Here is a 16829-nt window from a genome sequence, read left to right as displayed (position 1 = left end):
GTGTCCTAGATCAGGAGGTCTTGCCGGTCGCCTGTTGAGCAGCGAGCTCAGGCTTGGCGTCCATGGCGATGTCCTTGGGGGCGAGGACGGACCCCGGTCGCACCCGCTGCACGCCACCCACGACGATGCGCTCGCCGCCCTTCAGGCCGCTGGTCACCACGCGCAGGCCGTTGACATTCGCGCCCAGCGTCACCGGGCGCCATTCGGCCTGGTTGCCGGCGCCGACGACGATGACGTAACGCTTGTCCTGGTCGGTGCCCACGGCGCGTTCATTGACCAGCAGCGCCGGGGCGCTCTTGGCCTGGCCCATGCGCAGCTTGGCGAACTGGCCCGGGATCAGCCGCCCGTCCTTGTTGTCGAACACGGCGCGCACGCGCAGGGTGCCGCTCTTGGCGTCGACCTGGTTGTCCACCAACTGCAGTCGGCCGGTCTGGGCCTCGGCGCCGGCATCCATCTCGACCGGGATGCGCTCCAGCCCCCGGCGGTCGCCCGGCAGCGAGGCCAGGGCGCTGGTGACGATCTTCTCGTCGGCGTCGAAGCTCGCATAGATGGGGCTCACCGACACCAGGGTGGTCAGCACCGGCGCGCCGGCGCCTGCGGCGACGAGATTGCCGGCGGTCACTTCAATCTTGCCGACACGGCCGGCCACCGGCGCACGCACCTGGGTGTAGCCGAGGTTGAGCTGGGCGGCCTGCAGGGCAGCCTGGGCGGCGCGCAGGTTGGCCGCCGCCTCGCGGGCCGCGTTGTCCTTCTCGTCGAACTCGCGCTTGGCGACGGCGCGGTCGTCCCACAAGGCCTTGGCGCGCTGGGCCTCGCTCTGGGTGTAGGTGACGCGGGCCTGGGCCGCGGCGAGCTGGGCCTCCATGCGTGCCACCTCGGCCTGGTAGGGCGCGGGGTCGATGGTGACGAGTAGGTCGCCGGCCTTCACGAGGCTGCCTTCGCGGAAGTGCACGGCCTGCACGGCCCCAGACACGCGGGCGCGCACGTCGACGCGGTCCACAGCTTCCAGCCGGCCGGAGAACTCCTGCCAGGCGGTCACGTCCTGGCTGACGACCTGGGCCACCGAGACGGGCGTGGCGGGGGGCGTGGCCGGTCCGGCGTCGGCCTGGGCCGGGCGGTTGAATTGGCCGAAGCCGATGGTGCCCAGGGCCACGAGGGCGACGGCGCCCGCGATGGCCCCGAGGCGGTTGAAGCGAGGGGTGGATGACATTCGAGTTCTCTCCTTGAGACAGGCAGGATTCACTCCGGCAGCGACAGCGCCCGGCGGGCGGCGTCACGCAGGAATTCGTGGATGGGATTGAGAGCGGTGGCCGGCGTGAGGGTGTCGAGGGTGAGGTCGCGGGCCTGGCAGCCGTGCTGGCGCAGGGCCGCGGCATAGCGGCGAGATTCGTCGTTCAGTGGGTGGGCGGCCTGGCTCAGCACCAGGGCGGGTGCCAGGCCGCTGAGGCGAGTGGCATTGATCGGCGCGGCGTAGGGGTGGTCGGCGCGGATGCCGTCGCCCAGATAGGCCTTCCAGCCTTGGGCGTAGATGCACTCGCAGCCCCCGCATTCGCCTTCGCGCATGGAGGCGCTGCCGAGCTGCGGGTCGAGCATGGGCGACAGCAGCAGCTGGCCCGCCAGGGCGGGGGCGTGCTGGTCGCGGGCCATCAGTGCGAGGGCCGCAGCGATGTTGCCGCCGCCTTCTTCCCCGCCCACGAAGAGCGCGGTGCGCGTGCTGCCGGTCAGGCGGGCCGGCTTGGCGGCAATCGCCTGCAGGGCCTCGAAGGCGGCGGTCAGACCGGCCGGGAAGGGATGGTCCGGAGCCAACGGGTAGTCCAGGGCGACCACGTCGGCGCCGGCTTGGGCCAGCAGTTCGCCACGGTGGTCGGCGTCGGCCACGGTACCACCGGTGAAGCAGCCGCCGTGCAGCCACAGCAGCAAGGCGCGGCGGTCACCGTCCAGCGGCCGCCGCGCCCGGTAGACCTGGGCCATCCGGCCCGGCGCGGGGCCGATGCGGAGGGAGGCAGGGGGCGTGAGCTTGTCCATGGCCCGAAAGATAGTGATTGATGGGTTAGGGATAAACGGGTCGAAAACGGACTCACTTTTCCCGGCCGTGGAACAATCGCAGCATCCCTGCCAGCCCTGGGGCTTTGCCCGCCCACCGTTCGCCCATGGACCGTCTTTCTGCGATGCAAGCTTTTGTCCGGGTCGTCGAAGCCGGCACCTTCACGAAGGCCGCCGACTCGCTGGACCTGCCCAAGGCCACCGTCACTCGCCTCATCCAGACGCTCGAAACCCATCTGCGCACCAAGCTGCTGAACCGCACCACGCGGCGGGTGACGGTCACGCCCGACGGCGCGGCCTATTACGAGCGCGCGATGCGGCTGCTGTCGGATCTGGAAGAGCTCGAAGGCAGCATGAACCAGGCGCGAGTCACCCCACGTGGGCGCATCCGTATCGATGTGCCTGGCGTGGTGGGGCGCGAGATGATCATTCCGCACCTGCCCGACTTCTACGCCCGCTACCCGGACATCCAGATCGAGCTCGGCGTCAGCGACCGCACGGTGGACCTGATCAGCGACAACATCGACTGCGTGATCCGCGGCGGCGAGCTGACCGACCAGAGTCTGGTGGCACGGCGCATCTCGGAGCTGCGCTTCATCACTTGCGCCACGCCCGAGTACATCCGTCGCCACGGCAAGCCCATGCATCCGCGTGACCTGGGCGACACCCCGCACCGCATGGTGGGCTACTTCTCGGCCCGTACCGGCAAGGTGATGGGCGACACCTTCCTGCGTGGCGAGGAGAAGGTCGAGATCGTGGGCAACCACATCCTGGCCGTGAACGATGCCAGTGCCTATCTGCAGGCGGGCCTGGCGCACCTGGGCGTGATGCAGCTGACCTGCTTCATGGCCGGGCCGCTGCTGCGCAGCGGCGAACTGGTGAGGGTGCTGGAGGATTGGGACGCGGAACCCATCCCGGTCTATGTGGTCTACCCGCCCAACCGCCACCTGAGCAGCAAGTTGCGGGTGTTCGTCGACTGGGTCGTCGAGCTGATCGGCCGCGAGGTGATGGGCGGCCTGAAGATGCGTTGCGGCGAGTCGGGCGAGTGAATCGCCCGGGGCGGGACGGTCGAGCCCGCCTCAGGCCGGCTCGTTGCTGGCGGCGACGACGCTGGACTGGCCGAAATCTTCAGCCGATGGCACGGGCGCATTGATGGCCAGCAGCATGCCAGCGGCGAGCGCGGCCACGGCGGTGGCGGCGGTGATCAGCGTGAAAACGGAGCGCGTGTTCATGGGGACTCTCCTGCTCGGGGACCCTCTTGGAAATCTAGGGGCTTGTCCGATGGTCGCCACTGTAGGTATTCGCTGGAGTTGGATAAAGCCGGGCGAATAGAACGACGAGTTGCTGCTGGCGGAACAATCTGCGGGCCCGGAAGGAAGATTCCGCGGCACCGGCTGGCATCCTCCGGCCCCACAAGCCGAGACTGGACATGAACTTCATCCACCCGACCCCCATGTCTTCCAGCCGCTGGACCACCGCCCTCGCCGTCGCTCTTGCCCTCGTGCTCGCCTTCGTGGCCTTCGCCGCCAGCGCGCAGGCGCCCGAGCGGAGCCTGTCGTTCGCTCACAAGGACTGGGAGCTGGTGTGCGACAACACCCGCACCTGCCGGGCAGCGGGCTATCACGCCGAGGGAGACGACGACATGGCGGGCGTGTCGGTGCTGCTGACCCGCAAGGCCGGGCCGCGTGAACCGGTCACGGGCGAGCTGTTGCTGGCCAGCTATGGCGACGACACGCAGGCGGCGAAGCTGCCCAAGGACGCGCGGCTGGGCATGTTCGTCGACGGCCGCGCCGTGGGCACGGTGGTTTGGGCAGACGACTCGGGCGGCCTGGCCTTGAGCCCCGCGCAGACGCAGGCGCTGCTGCAGGCGCTGGTCGGGACCGGGCGCGTCGTCTGGAAGGCCGGCAAGGCGCAGTGGGCCCTGTCCAACGCGGGTGCGACGGCGGTGCTGCTGAAGATGGACGAGTTCCAGGGGCGCGTGGGCACGTCGGGCGCTCTGGTCAAGCGCGGTGCGGCCGACGAAGCCGCGGTGGCGCAGCCGCTGCCCGCGCCGGTGGTGAAGGCTGCAGCCACTGACGACCGCCCCGTGACGCTGGGCGCGCAACAAAAGCAGCAGCTGCTGCGCGCGCTGCGGGCGGCGACACCCGACGCTGACAGCTGTGAGCTGCTGTCAGGGGCGAATGCGGGGGCCGAGCTGGAAGTCCGACGCCTGGGCCGCAACCAGCTGCTGGCCAGCGGCGTGTGCTGGACGGCGGCCTACAACCAGGGCTCGGGTTTCTGGGTCATCAACGCCCGCGAGCCCTATGCGCCGGTGCTGGTGACGACCGACGGCAGCGACTACAGCGCCGGCACGGTCAGCGCCGATCACAAGGGCCGCGGCCTGGGCGACTGCTGGCACCACGAGGCCTGGACCTGGGACGGCAAGGCCTTCGTGCCGACCCTGTCGGCGAGCACCGGCCAGTGCCGGCTCATCGCGCCGGGCGGTGCCTGGCATCTGCCCACCTGGGTCGCGAATGTCGTGCCGGCCCGGCCTTAGTCAGCGGTTCGCCGAGGTGCGCCGCGGCCGCGCTCTTCGAGCCAGGCCTTGGCCGTCGAGAAGTGACCGCAGCCAATGAAGGGGCGCGGTGGCTTGGTGGCCGACAGCGGCGATGGGTGGTTGGCCTTCAGCACGAGGTGATCCTGGCCGGCGGCCTCGATCAGCGGGGCCTTGGCCTGGGCGTAGTTGCCCCACAGCATGAAAACCTTGGGCGCGGGGTCTTGCGCGGCGGCCTGGATGAGCGCGTCGGTCAGCACCTCCCAGCCCTTGCCGGCATGGCTCGCGGCCTGGCCGTCTTCCACGGTCAGCACGGCATTGAGCAGCAGCGTGCCGCCCTCGGCCCAGCGCACCAGGCTGCCGGTGGGTGGGAAGGGCTTGCCGAGGTCGCGCTGGATTTCCTTGAAGATGTTGCGCAGGCTGGGCGGGAAGGGCACGCCCTCGGGCACGCTGAAGGACAGCCCCTCGGCCTGGCCCGGGCCGTGGTACGGGTCCTGGCCCAGGATGACCACGCGGGTCTGCGACAGCGGCGTCAGGCGCAGCGCGCGCAGCGGCTCCGGCGGGTAGATCGTGGCGCCGGCGGCCACGCGCTCGGCGAGATAGGCCTGCAGCTTCTGGCCCACAGGGCTGGCGGCCCAGGCGTCGACGACCGGGCGCCAGTCGGTGTCGGGAATGGCCAGCGGGAGCTTCATCCGAACAGCGTGGCCAGGGCCTGGCCCGGGTCGGGCGCGCGCATGAAGGCCTCGCCGACGAGGAAGGCATGCACGTTCGCATCGCGCATGCGCTTCACGTCGGCGGCGCCGAGGATGCCGCTTTCGGTGACCAGCAGCCGGTCGGCCGGCACGCGGGGCAGCAGGCCGAGCGTGGTGTCCAGCGTCACCTCGAAGGTGCGCAGGTTGCGGTTGTTGATGCCCACCAGCGGCGTCTTGAGCTTGAGCGCCCGGTCGAGCTCGTCGCCGTCGTGCACCTCCACCAGCACATCCAGGCCGATGGCGTGGGCGGCGGCTTCCAGGTCGCTCATCTGCGCGTCCGACAGGCAGGCGGCGATCAGCAGGATGCAGTCGGCACCCATCGCGCCGGCATCCATGACCTGGTACTCGTCGACCATGAAGTCCTTGCGCAGCACCGGCAGCTCGCAGGCGGCACGGGCCTGCTGCAGATAGGCCGTGGCGCCCTGGAAGAAGCGTTCGTCGGTCAGCACCGAGAGGCAGGCCGCACCATGGCGGGCATAACTCTCGGCGATGGCCGCGGGGCGGAAGTCTTCGCGCAGCACGCCCTTGGAGGGGCTGGCCTTCTTGACCTCGGCGATGACGCCCGGCTGGCCGGCTTCGAGCTTGGCCCGCAGCGCGCGCTCAAAGCCGCGCTGCTCGCCGCGCCGGCCCTCGGCCTCGTCACGCAGCGAGGCCAGCGAGCGCCGGGCCTTGGCGGCGGCGATCTCTTCCCACTTGACCTCGACGATGCGGTTCAGGATGTCCGCGCTCATGCCGCGCCCCCCAGGCCCTTTGTCGCCTTGACGAAGGCGTCGAGCTTGGCGCGCGCAGCACCGCTGTCCAGCGCCTTGCGGGCGCGCTCGATGCCGTCGGGCAGCGAGGCGGCCACATTGGCGGCGTAGAGCGTGGCACCGGCGTTGAGCAGCACGATGTCGCGCGCCGGGCCGGCCTGGCCGTCAAGCACGCCCAGCAGCATCTCGCGCGACTGCTCGGGCCCCTCGACCTTCAGGCTGCGGTTGCTGGCCATCGCGAAGCCGAAGTCCTCGGGGTGCACCTCGTACTCGCGGATGGCGCCGTCCTTCAACTCGCCCACCAGCGTGGTCGCGCCTAGCGAGATCTCGTCCATGCCGTCCTTGCCGTAGACGACCAGCGCATGCTCCGCCCCCAGGCGCTGCAGCACGCGCACCTGGATGCCGACGAGATCGGGATGGAACACGCCCATCAGGATGTTGGGCGCGCCTGCCGGGTTGGTGAGGGGCCCGAGGATGTTGAAGATCGTGCGCACGCCCAGCTCACGCCGCACCGGCGCGATGTTCTTCATCGCCGGGTGGTGGTTGGGCGCGAACATGAAGCCGATACCGCATTCGGCCACGCTCGCGGCCACCTGGCGCGGGGTGAGCTGAATGTTGGCGCCCAGCGCCTCCAGCACGTCGGCGCTGCCGGTCTTGCTGCTGACGCTGCGGTTGCCGTGCTTGGCCACTTGCGCGCCGGCCGCGGCGGCCACGAACATCGAGCAGGTCGAGATGTTGAAGCTGTGCGCGCCATCGCCGCCGGTGCCCACCACATCCACGAGGTGGGGCAGGGGGCCCAGCGGCACCTTGTTGGACAGCTCGCGCATCACCTGCGCGGCGGCGGTGATCTCGCCGATGGTTTCCTTCTTCACGCGCAGGCCGGTGATGAGGGCCGCCGCGATGACGGGCGACATCTCGCCGGCCATGATGCGGCGCATCAGCGTGAGCATCTCGTCGTGGAAGATCTCCCGGTGCTCGATGACGCGGGTCAGGGCTTCGGTGTCGGTGATCGGCATGGCAGTCAAGCCTTCTCGAAGAAGTCGCGGGCAGCCGCGATGGCGTGGTCGATGCCGGCGGCGTCGACATCCAGGTGGGTGACGAAGCGCAGGCCGATGAGGCCGGTGGCCAGCACGCCGTGGGCTTTGAGGTGGTCCAGCAGCGCGGGGCCGCGGCCGCCTTCGACCTGGGCGAAGACGATATTGGTCTGCGGTGGCGTGACGGTGACACCCGGCAGCGCCGCCAGGCCGTCAGCGAGGCGGCGCGCCAAGGCGTGGTCGTCGGCCAGGCGCTCGACGTGGTGCGTCAGCGCATGGTCGGCCGCGGCGGCCAGCAGGCCGACCTGGCGCAGGCCGCCGCCCACCATCTTGCGGATGCGGTGCGCGCGCTGGATCAACTCGCGCGAGCCCACCAGCATCGAACCCACGGGCGCGCCCAGGCCTTTGCTGAAGCAGATCGAGACCGAGTCGAACGGGCGGGCGAGGTCGGCCACCGTGCGGCCGGTGGCGACTGCGGCGTTGAACAGCCGGGCGCCGTCCAGGTGCGTGCTCAGGCCGCGGGCGTGGGCGAGGTCGCAGGCAGCCTCGGCATAGCCGGCGGGCAGGATGTTGCCGCCCCAGGTGTTCTCCAGCGCCAGCAGCCGGGTGCGGGCGAAGTGCGGGTCGTCCGGCTTGATGGCCGCCGCGATGTCTTCGAGCTTGATCGTGCCGTCCGGCTGGTTGGGCAGCGGCTGCGGCTGGATGCTGCCGAGCACCGCCGCGCCGCCGCCTTCGTAGCGGTAGGTGTGGGCCAGCTGGCCGACGAGGTATTCGTCGCCCCGGCCGCAATGCGCGAGCAGGCCGCAGAGGTTGCTCTGTGTGCCGCTGGGCATGAACAGGGCCGCGTCCTTGCCAAGCAGCGCGGCGACGCGTTCCTGCAGCGCGTTGACGGTCGGGTCGTCGCCAAAGACATCGTCACCGACCACAGCCCGCGCGATGGCTTCGCGCATGGCGGGCGTCGGCTTGGTGACGGTGTCGCTGCGCAGGTCGACCACCGGGCCGCGCGCGGCACCGCCCGAGGTGGGCGCGTAGTCGCTCATGGCTTGAGCTCCAGGAAGTTGCGCAGCATCGCGTGGCCGTGCTCGCTCAAGATGGACTCGGGGTGGAACTGCACACCCTCGCACGGCGTGGCGGTGCCGGCCAGCTCGCGGTGGCGCACGCCCATGATCTCGCCGTCCTCGCTGCGGGCCGTGATCTCCAGCACGGCGGGGCAGGTGGCTTCCTCGATGACCAGCGAGTGGTAGCGGATCACCGAAAAGCTCTGCGGCAGCCCGCTGAACACGCCGCGCTGGTCGGTCGTGATCGTGCTGGCCTTGCCGTGCATCTGCCGCTGCGCGCGGATGATCTTGCCGCCCAGCGCCTGGCCCATGGACTGGTGGCCCAGGCACACGCCGAGCAGCGGCTTCTTGCCCAGGAAGTGCTGGATGGCTTCCACGCAGACGCCCGCCTCATTGGGCGTGCAGGGGCCGGGCGAGAAGACGATGTGATCCGGGTTCAGCGCGGCCATCTCGGCCACCGTGATCTCGTCGTTGCGCACCACCTTCACGTCGGCGCCCAGCTCGCCGAGGTACTGGACGATGTTGAACGTGAAGCTGTCGTAGTTGTCGATCATCAGCAGCATAAATTCTATAACCCATTGATTTGATTCAGAATTTCAGGCGATCAATCGAAATTTGTTCGATTGATACCCGCATCGTTACCCGCATTGCTTGACGCTGTACCCACCTTCTCGGAGGTTTCCGAGAGCGTGAAGGTCTTGGGTGGCGCGCAACAGGGTGCTAGGTTCTCAGCGCGTTGATGGCTTCCGCCATCGCCAAGAACAAGCGAATCGATCAATGCTGCTGACGGCTTGATCAACGTCCAGTTTGACCGAGCTTCGTCCGACGAACGGCCGTGCGAGCAACTCTTGGTCGCTGGGCTCAAGGTCGGCTGGACGTGCAATCGGTTCCAAAACGAAGCTGCAAGGAGTAGATACCTCCCCGCATTATCTACAGTTGGTAGGCGCCCTCGCTGCTGGAATGCTTCGCCAAGCCAAAGTTCAGCCTTCCTGTCGCGGCGGCGTGGGTGAAGCTGCAAAAAAAGTTGGCAGCCTGTCTGCACACTAGCCGTGCGCATCCCTTCCCTGGACGGTCTCCTTGGGTAGCCGGATCTTGTCAGCAGGGTTGCCGACACTATGAGTTCCCTGTTGCCCAGCCCGCCTCATCATGAAAGAATCCACTGATTTTCTTGTTGTCAACAACGCGAATGCCAGGCTTTGCAGTCATCCAATTCACCCAAGATCAGATGCGAGCCCTTACAGGAGTCTCATCTGAGACGGTGCGGCACTGGCGCAAAACCATTCCCTACTTGGCGACCAAGACGGGGAAAGCAGCCCGCTTCAGCTTTGCTGACTTGGTGGGCTTGGCCGTCACGCACGAACTTGTCAATTCTTTAGGTGTTCACATCGGGACGATAAGCGGTGGCGTTGACACGCTGTTCCGCCTGCTGGAAGAGTCCGCAGCGCCGGTTCTCGAAGGCGGTATCGCGATCATCACGCCCACTGCGGCAAGCGTTTGCGATTCGGGAAGCTGGGGCATCGACCCGTCGGCTTCGCCAACCTTGGCAATTCCGCTGAACCCGCTCATCTCGCGGTTGCAGCAGCACGTGCTACCCGTCGCACCCTCTCCCAGCCAGACCAGTTTGCCGTTTCCACCTGAAGCCGTGCGGAGCAGGGCGTGAGCGCTGCCAACCTCGAACATGTGCTGTCCGCAACCGGCTATCTGCCTGACGGAAAGCCCGCCGCCGGGCTTCGGCTCGGCGCCGAAGCGAAGGCCGCGCGCCGCGGCCGCGGCTTTGCACCGGATGCACTTTGGCGCAGCACCTCTTCGCTGACCGTCTACTTTAAGTTTGAGCAGCATGCTCCCTCAGACGATGTCGTCAGCCAATGGCGACGCGAGGTGTGGAACGAGGGCTTCGCTCCGCTGCTGTGGGTCATCTCTCCGCAACGCATTGACCTGTACAACGGTTTCGGAGCGCCCGTCAAAGAAGGTGACGCCCAGAAGCACCTGATCAGGCGATTCGAGAACATCGAGGCGTCGCTGATCGAGTTGGACGAACTCGCCGGGCGGCTGGCGATTGAGACTGGTCAGTTCTGGGCCAAGGTGCCTACAGTTGATCGCAGAACGAGTGTTGATCAGAAGCTGCTTGCAGACCTGGCGTTTCTCGAACACGACCTGGTCGCAGGCAACTTGGCGCGCGCCGCTGCACAGGCACTGATCGGCCGAGTCATCTTTACCCAGTATCTGATCGACCGCGAGATCGTGAGCGCCGCGCGCTTGAAGCGCGTGTGCGGCCACCTAGCACTTCCGTCAGCGTTACGAGATCGCCATGCGACGGCCAAGCTATTTGCTTGGCTGGCTGAGACTTTCAACGGCGACATGTTCCCACCGTCTTCGGTAAGGACGACACCCGCAGGCCATCATCTGAAGCGCGTTGCGGACTTCCTCGAAGCAGTCGATCCTCAAAGCGGACAACTCAGCTTCTTCCCCTATCAATTTGACGTGATCCCAGTCGAGTTGATCAGCTCGATCTACGAACAGTTCGCGCACGCCGAGCCCCATGTCGATGGGCAGCGAAACGAGGCATTGCGCAACGGGGTCCACTACACGCGCTTGTCAGTTGTCTCGTTGGTCCTTGACGAGGTCATGGACGGTCTGACCGGCAATGAATCCGTGCTCGATTTGACCTGCGGTTCGGGGGTGTTTCTCGTCGAAGCACTCCGACGCTTGGTGCATTTGCGAGCGAATGGTCAGCCGCTAACAAGGGATCTGATTCGCTCAACCCTGTACAAGCAGGTTTACGGGGTTGATATCAGTGATGCAGCCATTCGCGTTGCCGCGTTCAGCCTCTACCTGGCTGCGCTTGAACTGGATCCAGACCCGCAGCCACCGCATTCGTTGAAGTTCCAGCCGCTAATCGGCAAGACTTTGCTGGTAGGCGACGCGCGAAGCGTAGAAAGTCAAGCCGAAGGCCAGGCGGTGCTGACGACACCAGCCGGGCTGAAGACCTTCGATTTGATCGTTGGAAACCCTCCCTGGAGCTTCAAGGGGCAAGCTGGAACTGCGGTCCGGCGACAAGCCAGAGCCGTCGGTGTGCCCGCGCAGCCGCGCGGGGAGGGACTGGACTTTGTTCTGAGGGCGTCAGAGTTCGCTCATGAAAAGACCCGCTTTGGCGTCATTCTCAGTGCAACGCCATTTTTCAGTCGAAGCGGAACAGGGATGGCTGCGGCTCAGCACGTCATGCGTGCGCTTGCTCCAGTCACGCTGGTCAATCTCTCAAACTTGTGCAGTTGGCTGTTTGCTACTGCGGCGATGCCGGCCGTGGTGCTATTCGCGCGCCATAGGCCCAAGCAGCGACAGGATCAGGTGACTGTTGTTCAGATCCCCTGGACTCCCAGCGGCGCCAGAACGCACGCATTTGAGGTTGCCCCTAGCGACGTGATTCAACTGACGCTGGGCGAGATTGAGAAACAACCGCTCAAGTTGAAGGCTGCTGCGGTTGGGCGCCGTCGCGATCTCATGTTGCTGCAAGAATTGACGGTGGCGCATGAGAGCTTGGCGGAGCGGCTCTCGGGCCTTGATACCAAGTTCCGCGATGGACTGACACAGGGTAGCCCTGCGAATCAGACTCGCGACGCGCACGAGATGAGAGGCTTGGCGCTGCTGCAGTCCAACGACATGCAGCACTTTCACATCCCAGGAGACCTGCAGACATTCAATAGGGCCAAGGCCCAGTGGCCGCGTTCTCGAGACACTTATCGCGCTCCGCTGCTGATCGTCAAGGAGATGGTCGTGGGCCATCCGCGCGCCACGGTAGCCGTCGCGGATCGTGATCTAGTCTTCACTGACTCGTACTTTGGCGTATCGCTGCCAAGCAAACACAAGCAATCAGCACATCTGCTGGCGACGATCCTGAGTTCGTCCTTGGCGTCTTGGTTCTTCGGCCTGACGGCGTCTGAGTTCGGCATCTACAAGCGAAAGCTGTTGATGCGCGATGTCGGATTTCTCCCTGTCCCGGACTTCAAGACTGCAATCAATTCGGACGCAGGAAAACGCTTGCTGGCAATCGAGCAGGCAATGCGGAAGCGTCCTGGAGAAGAACTTGACTGGATCGCCCTAGACGAGGCTGTTTTCGATCTTTACGAGCTGACGGATAGCGACCGTGTCGTTGTTCGTGACGGTCATTTGCGAGCCGGCTGGCAGTGGGAGGATGGGCGAGCTTACTCAGCGCTGCCGTGCGACAGCAGCGCGGAAGTCACCGAATACGCTAAGACGTTCCTATCGGTAATGAACGGTTGGTTTTCCGCTCGCAGGAAACGTCACATGCGCGCCGAGGTGATAGACCTTCCCAGGGGTGCAGCGTTACGCGTGGTCCGATTCGTTGTCGAGGAGGGATGGGGCGAATCCGACGTGGCAACCGTCACACCGCTGGGGCCACTAGCCGACGTTCTTGCGCGAATAAGCAGGCGTTTGAAGGTTCAGATCGCGACCGCGCTGAACGCTGAACGAGAGCTTCGCATACACGGCCGTGACGAGGTCGTGATCATCAAGCCAGCAGCACGCCGGCATTGGATGGGCGTAGCGGCACTTGAAGATGCGGACGCAGTTGTTGCGGAGAGCTTCTCACGAGGTGGTGCTTGAGGATCCCCTACGAGCCATCGCCACCGATTGGACGGGAATTCATCCAACTGGGACCCGAAGTAGTGGCAGCGATTCTGCTGACTGTTATCGCGGGGTGGAAGCAGGCGTCTGCATCATCGGACGTTAACGCGGGCGCCGGCGAGGTCCTGATGACCGAACGCCTGCGCGATGGCATGCGTAGTGCGTTGAGGGGCGGAGCCTGGAAGTTGATCGTTTTGCCAGGTACAGAGTCCCGCTCCAAAGCCAGCGTGTTGCTGCCTGACGGGAGGACCGATATCCCGCTGATGATGATCGAAGTCTTCTTGCGGACGCAGGAGCACGACCCTCACGCGATCATCGAATGCAAGAGGATCTCTGGCTCCGATGCGCACCTGTGCCGCGAATACGTCGTGGAGGGAGTGGACCGCTTCGCCAGTGGCAAGTATGGAGAGAACCACGCGGTCGGCTTTATGGTTGGCTACGTTCTCTCAGGCACCTCAGTTCAGGCCGCCGCCGGAGTTAATGGTTATCTCGGACGGGTTTCGCGCACGGCGGAAAAGCTTCTGGTGGCGGACATCATTAGCGACGCAACTTGGTATAGCGAGCACGGCCGTACGCCGGCTTCCGAACCCGTTGAGTTGCATCATGCGTTCTTGAATTTAACGGATGACAGTGCATCCTGAATGGTGCCCCCTGGTCTTGCGGCTCGCAACCGCATAGGCCATGCTTGGGCGCTGGGTTGACCTGGCCCGCCACGCTGGCTGCAATCGACCAGCGTGCCGATGTTGAAATCTTGCGGACAACTGCTCTGCGGAGAAGCTGGGCGCTCCCCGCGCCGTTGGCTGGCGAGTACGACACCATTTCCGCGACCACGAGACACTTAAATCCGTGCGGCACGGTGCGCTGCCAGCACCTCGGCCACAGCTCACGGAACGCGCTGGAGCAGTGTTCTGGCCGGCGACAGCGGCATAAGCACTGGTAGCAACGTCCGCTCGTCGACCAGTAGCGACCTGTGGCCGCCGGCACAAGAACGTCGCGTACAAGTTTTGTAGTCCTCGGCTCGCCCGCAGTCTCAGCCGTCGTCACTAGGAACTTGCCATGACCGAGCCAGGTACCAACTCGCGCTGCTTCAGATGTAACGTTAGCTTATGAGAAAGCGCAACGCCTTGAACTACAGCACAGTCCGGTCGGTCTTTGACGAAGAGGCCGACGCTGTCGGCGATTCGTATTTCAAGGTCGGAGGTGCCCAGGGGACGACCACGTTGCACTTTCCAACTTCGGTCTTGTTCCGGATGTACCGTATCGGGCAGGCCTACGGCATCCGACAGCTTCGCTATCTGGAATCCGACGTCAAGATCATCATCGGCCAGGTCGAGATGTCGGCCTTCGTGAAGGATCTGTACCGACTGCTGGAACTGATTAACGATGAAGTGCTCCATCATCACGTCAACCTGCTGATCGCAGAGATCAGCAGGCACGGCGCGCCTTCGGCAGTTCATGTGGCGGTGGCGACCGGCGACTATTTCGAGCCACGGTGTTGAAGTGATCCAGCCGCTTGCCGCGCAGACCATGCATACAAAGGAAGAGCGGGAACGACTCGTATTCGAGCGCTTTGGAACCACGGTGGGCCTCTTACCTGGTGGCGCGTTCGAGAGTCGCCCCACACCCGAGCCAGACATCCTCTACTCGCCCGAGAGCGGCGCTCCGCGAGCGTTCGAACTTGTCGAAATCCTCGATCAGGACTTTTCAGCCACGGTAGGCCAGCAGCTCGGCACGAAGGACGCATGCCTTGCCTACCTTGAGGGGCTACCTACTGCCGAGTCAAATGCCTTCCGGGCGCAGTACGGCAACGCCCACATCTTCCTCGGGTTCCACGATCGCCTGACCATCCAACGACGCAAAAAAGCCCTGCCCGAGATCTTCGCGGCGCTCACGGGCCTACCCCCAGGGTTCACCGGCGATGCCTTTGACGATGGCGGACCACTCCAGGACCTCGTGGATCGCATCAGCGTGGACCGCGGCCGCTTGAGAGGACCGCTGTTTGATGTACCTGGCGTGACCTGGGTAGGAGACCCGACCGTTGACGCAATCAGCGGGAAGATGGCGAAGTACTATGAACCACAAGGCGAGCTGTCCTTGCTGGCCTATATCGACGGCAACCCCATGTTCCCCGACGAAGTTTGGCTGCCGAGGCTGGATACATACCTCGCTACGCTCGGCCGCAACTGCCAGTTCGCACACATCTATGTCTTCGACTGCCGAACCAGCCGCGTCTACCGGAAGTGGTCCCGGACTTCACCTTGAAGAGGATGGCATGCCTGCCAATCCGTTGACCTTCTTCAACTTCGCCTATGGATCAAATATGAGTTCGGCGCGGCTGCGCGAGCGGGTTCCCTCCGCCCGAGTCATCGGCCGGGCGGTTCTCACAGGACATCAGCTTGTCTGGCACAAGGTCAGCAAGGATGGATCTGGGAAATGTGATGTCGTCGCGACTGATGCCCCCCGCGCGGTGGTACACGGCGTGGTGTACGCCATAGATCAATGTCAAAAGGCTGCACTCGATCGCGCGGAAGGCCTCGGCAATGGCTACTCAGAACGACGGGTTGACCTTGAGGTCAATGGCGAGCCACTCGTCGCGACCCTGTACTACGCGACGCGCACCGATTCGACGCTAAAGCCGTACAGCTGGTACAAGGCCCACGTCCTGGCCGGTGCGCGCGAGCATGATCTGCCAGCGACGTACCGTGCGGCGATTGAAGCGATAGAGGCAACTCAGGACCCAGACGCGAGCCGACATACCGCGCAGATGAAGTTGGTCCCCCAGACATAACCAAGGTTCGCGATAGGAAGGCCGAGTAAATGACGACGGACCGTGCTCCCATGGCCGCGAGGCTGATGTCGTTTTACCTGAGTCGCGATCGCGTGCTGGGCCTACTCGAATCGACAGAGCTCCCACTCTCTCACATACAGGCCTTGCAGGGCTTCGAAGTGCCAATGGCCTCGGCGCTCCTGAGCAACAGTGTTGGCAACTACTTGCTAGACGCGATTGCCACCGGTGAAGTTCGGGCACTGCAACAGTTGGCATTGGATGGATCGCTGGCTGCAGGCAAGCCGTTCATCTACAACGGCCACTTTTACGGGAAGGGCTTTGGTGCCAACAACAAGTCCCGCGGACTGACGCTGACTGAGAAGCTCGACGATCCGCTCGAAGGCAAGAAGCTTGTCATCGAGTTCTCGAAGAACGGGCTCCTCAACGACACGGCCTACTCGCGGATGTCCGGATCAACGCGGTTGTTCGTCTATGCCTACGTCGCCGAGATCACCGATGACACTGTGCGTGGGATACCGTTCGCCATCGGCGACTTGGTCACCCACACACCCGGCATGTCGCTGCCTTTCGCGTCATCGCTGCAGCTATTGCCCACCAGCATCGATCAGTTCTCAAGGATGGACCCACACTGGATGCCCTCCAAGACAGAGTTCGAGCGCATGCGCGAAGTTCCGGAGCAGAAGGTCAAGGAGACCATCGCTGGCATGCTCGGCGAGCTTCACGTGCCGGCAGACTGGGGAGGCGAGGAAAGTGACCTCTTTTCGGGAACGCTGCTTGTGGACGGTCAACGTAGGACCGGCGCATTCCTACTGAAGGGACCAGCGAAATTTCATCCGATGACGATGAAAGATCTTGGCAAAAACGGAGACCAGGTCTACCGCCTCTTCAACCCGCCAGCCGACATCTATGTGGTGCAGCACTGCCACACCATCGGGCCAGCCGTCCGCAAGACGGTCGAAGCTTTCGCGCTTCAACGCTCACTCGTAGCGCCATGCCGTTTTATGTTCATCGATGGCTATGACACGGCACGCTTGCTTCGTGCAGCAGGGGAGTGGCCAGCGCCGGCCAACCGATCTCCTCGAAAGCGGTGATCTACGGAACGTTAACCACGCAAGCGCGGAGCGCGGCGGCGCCCCAAGGCCCCGTCTGTACAACAGCACCAACTCCAGTTTTGACGAGTTTTCCGGGGTGCCGGGCGGACTGGTTCGTCCGTGCACGCCCCGAGCGGAGA

Annotated in this window: 17 protein-coding genes; 9 read left to right on the top strand and 8 right to left on the bottom strand. The window is 65.0% G+C overall.

All coding sequences use genetic code 11. The annotated features are described in order from the left end of the window. Window positions 1-10: 10 nt before the first annotated feature. Together CDO81_RS15425 and CDO81_RS15420 are read right to left on the bottom strand one after the other, a co-directional pair. Entirely contained in the window at window positions 11-1210 is a 1200-nt protein-coding gene (locus CDO81_RS15425; RefSeq protein ID WP_088484125.1) for an efflux RND transporter periplasmic adaptor subunit, read from the bottom strand. A gap of 29 nt (window positions 1211-1239) precedes the next feature. Beyond that, the gene (locus CDO81_RS15420; RefSeq protein WP_088484124.1) at window positions 1240-2025 is read right to left on the bottom strand and encodes an alpha/beta hydrolase fold domain-containing protein; all 786 of its coding nucleotides are present in this window, start codon (window positions 2023-2025) and stop codon (window positions 1240-1242) included. A 125-nt stretch (window positions 2026-2150) separates the two neighbouring features. On the opposite strand from CDO81_RS15420, the gene CDO81_RS15415 reads away from it, so the two are divergent. After that, window positions 2151-3092: a LysR family transcriptional regulator gene (locus tag CDO81_RS15415; protein WP_088484443.1), complete on the top strand. Its 942-nt coding sequence runs from the start codon at window positions 2151-2153 to the stop codon at window positions 3090-3092. A gap of 30 nt (window positions 3093-3122) precedes the next feature. Here the strand turns inward: CDO81_RS15415 and CDO81_RS28120 are convergent, their stop codons facing one another. Further along, window positions 3123-3275 carry a hypothetical protein gene (locus tag CDO81_RS28120; RefSeq protein WP_158218299.1) on the bottom strand — a complete coding sequence of 51 codons (153 nt, stop codon included), beginning with the start codon at window positions 3273-3275 and terminating at the stop codon, window positions 3123-3125. A 197-nt stretch (window positions 3276-3472) separates the two neighbouring features. Here CDO81_RS28120 and CDO81_RS15410 point away from each other — a divergent pair, with 197 nt between their 5' ends. Further along, a complete protein-coding gene (locus CDO81_RS15410; RefSeq protein ID WP_206602111.1) occupies window positions 3473-4579 on the top strand; it encodes a DUF1176 domain-containing protein in 1107 nt (368 codons plus the stop codon). On the opposite strand, the gene CDO81_RS15405 is transcribed toward CDO81_RS15410, so the two are convergent. Genes CDO81_RS15405 through CDO81_RS15385 form a run of 5 tightly spaced genes read right to left on the bottom strand, consistent with a single transcriptional unit; the run spans window position 4576 to window position 8732 of the window. Beyond that, window positions 4576-5268, bottom strand: a complete 693-nt coding sequence (locus tag CDO81_RS15405; protein WP_088484123.1) for a uracil-DNA glycosylase — start codon at window positions 5266-5268, stop codon at window positions 4576-4578. The genes CDO81_RS15410 and CDO81_RS15405 overlap by 4 nt on opposite strands. Next, window positions 5265-6059: an indole-3-glycerol phosphate synthase TrpC gene (gene trpC, locus CDO81_RS15400; protein ID WP_088484122.1), complete on the bottom strand. Its 795-nt coding sequence runs from the start codon at window positions 6057-6059 to the stop codon at window positions 5265-5267. The genes CDO81_RS15405 and trpC overlap by 4 nt, the downstream gene beginning before the upstream one ends. After that, complete coding sequence (gene trpD / locus CDO81_RS15395) at window positions 6056-7093, bottom strand: anthranilate phosphoribosyltransferase (RefSeq protein WP_088484121.1); 1038 nt, start codon at window positions 7091-7093, stop codon at window positions 6056-6058. The genes trpC and trpD overlap by 4 nt, the downstream gene beginning before the upstream one ends. Before the next feature lie 5 nt (window positions 7094-7098). Then, window positions 7099-8151 carry a low-specificity L-threonine aldolase gene (gene ltaE / locus CDO81_RS15390; RefSeq protein WP_088484120.1) on the bottom strand — a complete coding sequence of 351 codons (1053 nt, stop codon included), beginning with the start codon at window positions 8149-8151 and terminating at the stop codon, window positions 7099-7101. After that, window positions 8148-8732 carry an anthranilate synthase component II gene (locus CDO81_RS15385; RefSeq protein WP_088484119.1) on the bottom strand — a complete coding sequence of 195 codons (585 nt, stop codon included), beginning with the start codon at window positions 8730-8732 and terminating at the stop codon, window positions 8148-8150. Before CDO81_RS15385 ends, ltaE begins: the two co-directional genes overlap by 4 nt. Window positions 8733-9355: 623 nt before the next feature. Here CDO81_RS15385 and CDO81_RS15380 point away from each other — a divergent pair. From CDO81_RS15380 to CDO81_RS15350, 7 genes are all read left to right on the top strand, one after another. Further along, entirely contained in the window at window positions 9356-9829 is a 474-nt protein-coding gene (locus CDO81_RS15380) for a MerR family transcriptional regulator (RefSeq protein WP_088484118.1), read from the top strand. Then, on the top strand, window positions 9826-12789 hold the full coding sequence (locus tag CDO81_RS15375) for an HsdM family class I SAM-dependent methyltransferase (RefSeq protein ID WP_088484117.1): 2964 nt from the start codon (window positions 9826-9828) through the stop codon (window positions 12787-12789). Before CDO81_RS15380 ends, CDO81_RS15375 begins: the two co-directional genes overlap by 4 nt. Before the next feature lie 149 nt (window positions 12790-12938). Next, on the top strand, window positions 12939-13451 hold the full coding sequence (locus tag CDO81_RS15370) for a hypothetical protein (protein ID WP_088484441.1): 513 nt from the start codon (window positions 12939-12941) through the stop codon (window positions 13449-13451). Window positions 13452-13916: 465 nt separating this feature from the next. Then, entirely contained in the window at window positions 13917-14309 is a 393-nt protein-coding gene (locus CDO81_RS15365) for a hypothetical protein (RefSeq protein ID WP_144397267.1), read from the top strand. A gap of 1 nt (window position 14310) precedes the next feature. Further along, on the top strand, window positions 14311-15072 hold the full coding sequence (locus CDO81_RS15360; protein WP_088484115.1) for a hypothetical protein: 762 nt from the start codon (window positions 14311-14313) through the stop codon (window positions 15070-15072). Window positions 15073-15082: 10 nt separating this feature from the next. Further along, window positions 15083-15598: a gamma-glutamylcyclotransferase family protein gene (locus tag CDO81_RS15355; RefSeq protein ID WP_088484114.1), complete on the top strand. Its 516-nt coding sequence runs from the start codon at window positions 15083-15085 to the stop codon at window positions 15596-15598. Window positions 15599-15648: 50 nt separating this feature from the next. Continuing rightward, the gene (locus CDO81_RS15350) at window positions 15649-16689 is read left to right on the top strand and encodes a methyltransferase (RefSeq protein WP_206602110.1); all 1041 of its coding nucleotides are present in this window, start codon (window positions 15649-15651) and stop codon (window positions 16687-16689) included. The last annotated feature ends 140 nt before the right edge of the window (window positions 16690-16829 follow it).

Origin of the sequence: Roseateles puraquae (assembly GCF_002205845.1) — a bacterium.
Taxonomy (GTDB): domain Bacteria; phylum Pseudomonadota; class Gammaproteobacteria; order Burkholderiales; family Burkholderiaceae_C; genus Pelomonas; species Pelomonas puraquae.
This window is presented reverse-complemented; position numbering and strand designations above follow the sequence as displayed.

Excerpts from the sequence above, each read along its gene's own strand:
- CDO81_RS15425 (WP_088484125.1), bottom strand. The coding sequence starts at position 1,210 with ATGTCATCCACCCCTCGCTTCAACCGCCTCGGGGCCATCGCGGGCGCC.
- CDO81_RS15420 (WP_088484124.1), bottom strand. The coding sequence starts at position 2,025 with ATGGACAAGCTCACGCCCCCTGCCTCCCTCCGCATCGGCCCCGCGCCG.
- CDO81_RS15415 (WP_088484443.1), top strand. The coding sequence starts at position 2,151 with ATGGACCGTCTTTCTGCGATGCAAGCTTTTGTCCGGGTCGTCGAAGCC.
- CDO81_RS28120 (WP_158218299.1), bottom strand. The coding sequence starts at position 3,275 with ATGAACACGCGCTCCGTTTTCACGCTGATCACCGCCGCCACCGCCGTG.
- CDO81_RS15410 (WP_206602111.1), top strand. The coding sequence starts at position 3,473 with ATGAACTTCATCCACCCGACCCCCATGTCTTCCAGCCGCTGGACCACC.
- CDO81_RS15405 (WP_088484123.1), bottom strand. The coding sequence starts at position 5,268 with ATGAAGCTCCCGCTGGCCATTCCCGACACCGACTGGCGCCCGGTCGTC.
- trpC (WP_088484122.1), bottom strand. The coding sequence starts at position 6,059 with ATGAGCGCGGACATCCTGAACCGCATCGTCGAGGTCAAGTGGGAAGAG.
- trpD (WP_088484121.1), bottom strand. The coding sequence starts at position 7,093 with ATGCCGATCACCGACACCGAAGCCCTGACCCGCGTCATCGAGCACCGG.
- ltaE (WP_088484120.1), bottom strand. The coding sequence starts at position 8,151 with ATGAGCGACTACGCGCCCACCTCGGGCGGTGCCGCGCGCGGCCCGGTG.
- CDO81_RS15385 (WP_088484119.1), bottom strand. The coding sequence starts at position 8,732 with ATGCTGCTGATGATCGACAACTACGACAGCTTCACGTTCAACATCGTC.
- CDO81_RS15380 (WP_088484118.1), top strand. The coding sequence starts at position 9,356 with ATGCCAGGCTTTGCAGTCATCCAATTCACCCAAGATCAGATGCGAGCC.
- CDO81_RS15370 (WP_088484441.1), top strand. The coding sequence starts at position 12,939 with ATGACCGAACGCCTGCGCGATGGCATGCGTAGTGCGTTGAGGGGCGGA.
- CDO81_RS15365 (WP_144397267.1), top strand. The coding sequence starts at position 13,917 with ATGAGAAAGCGCAACGCCTTGAACTACAGCACAGTCCGGTCGGTCTTT.
- CDO81_RS15355 (WP_088484114.1), top strand. The coding sequence starts at position 15,083 with ATGCCTGCCAATCCGTTGACCTTCTTCAACTTCGCCTATGGATCAAAT.
- CDO81_RS15350 (WP_206602110.1), top strand. The coding sequence starts at position 15,649 with ATGGCCGCGAGGCTGATGTCGTTTTACCTGAGTCGCGATCGCGTGCTG.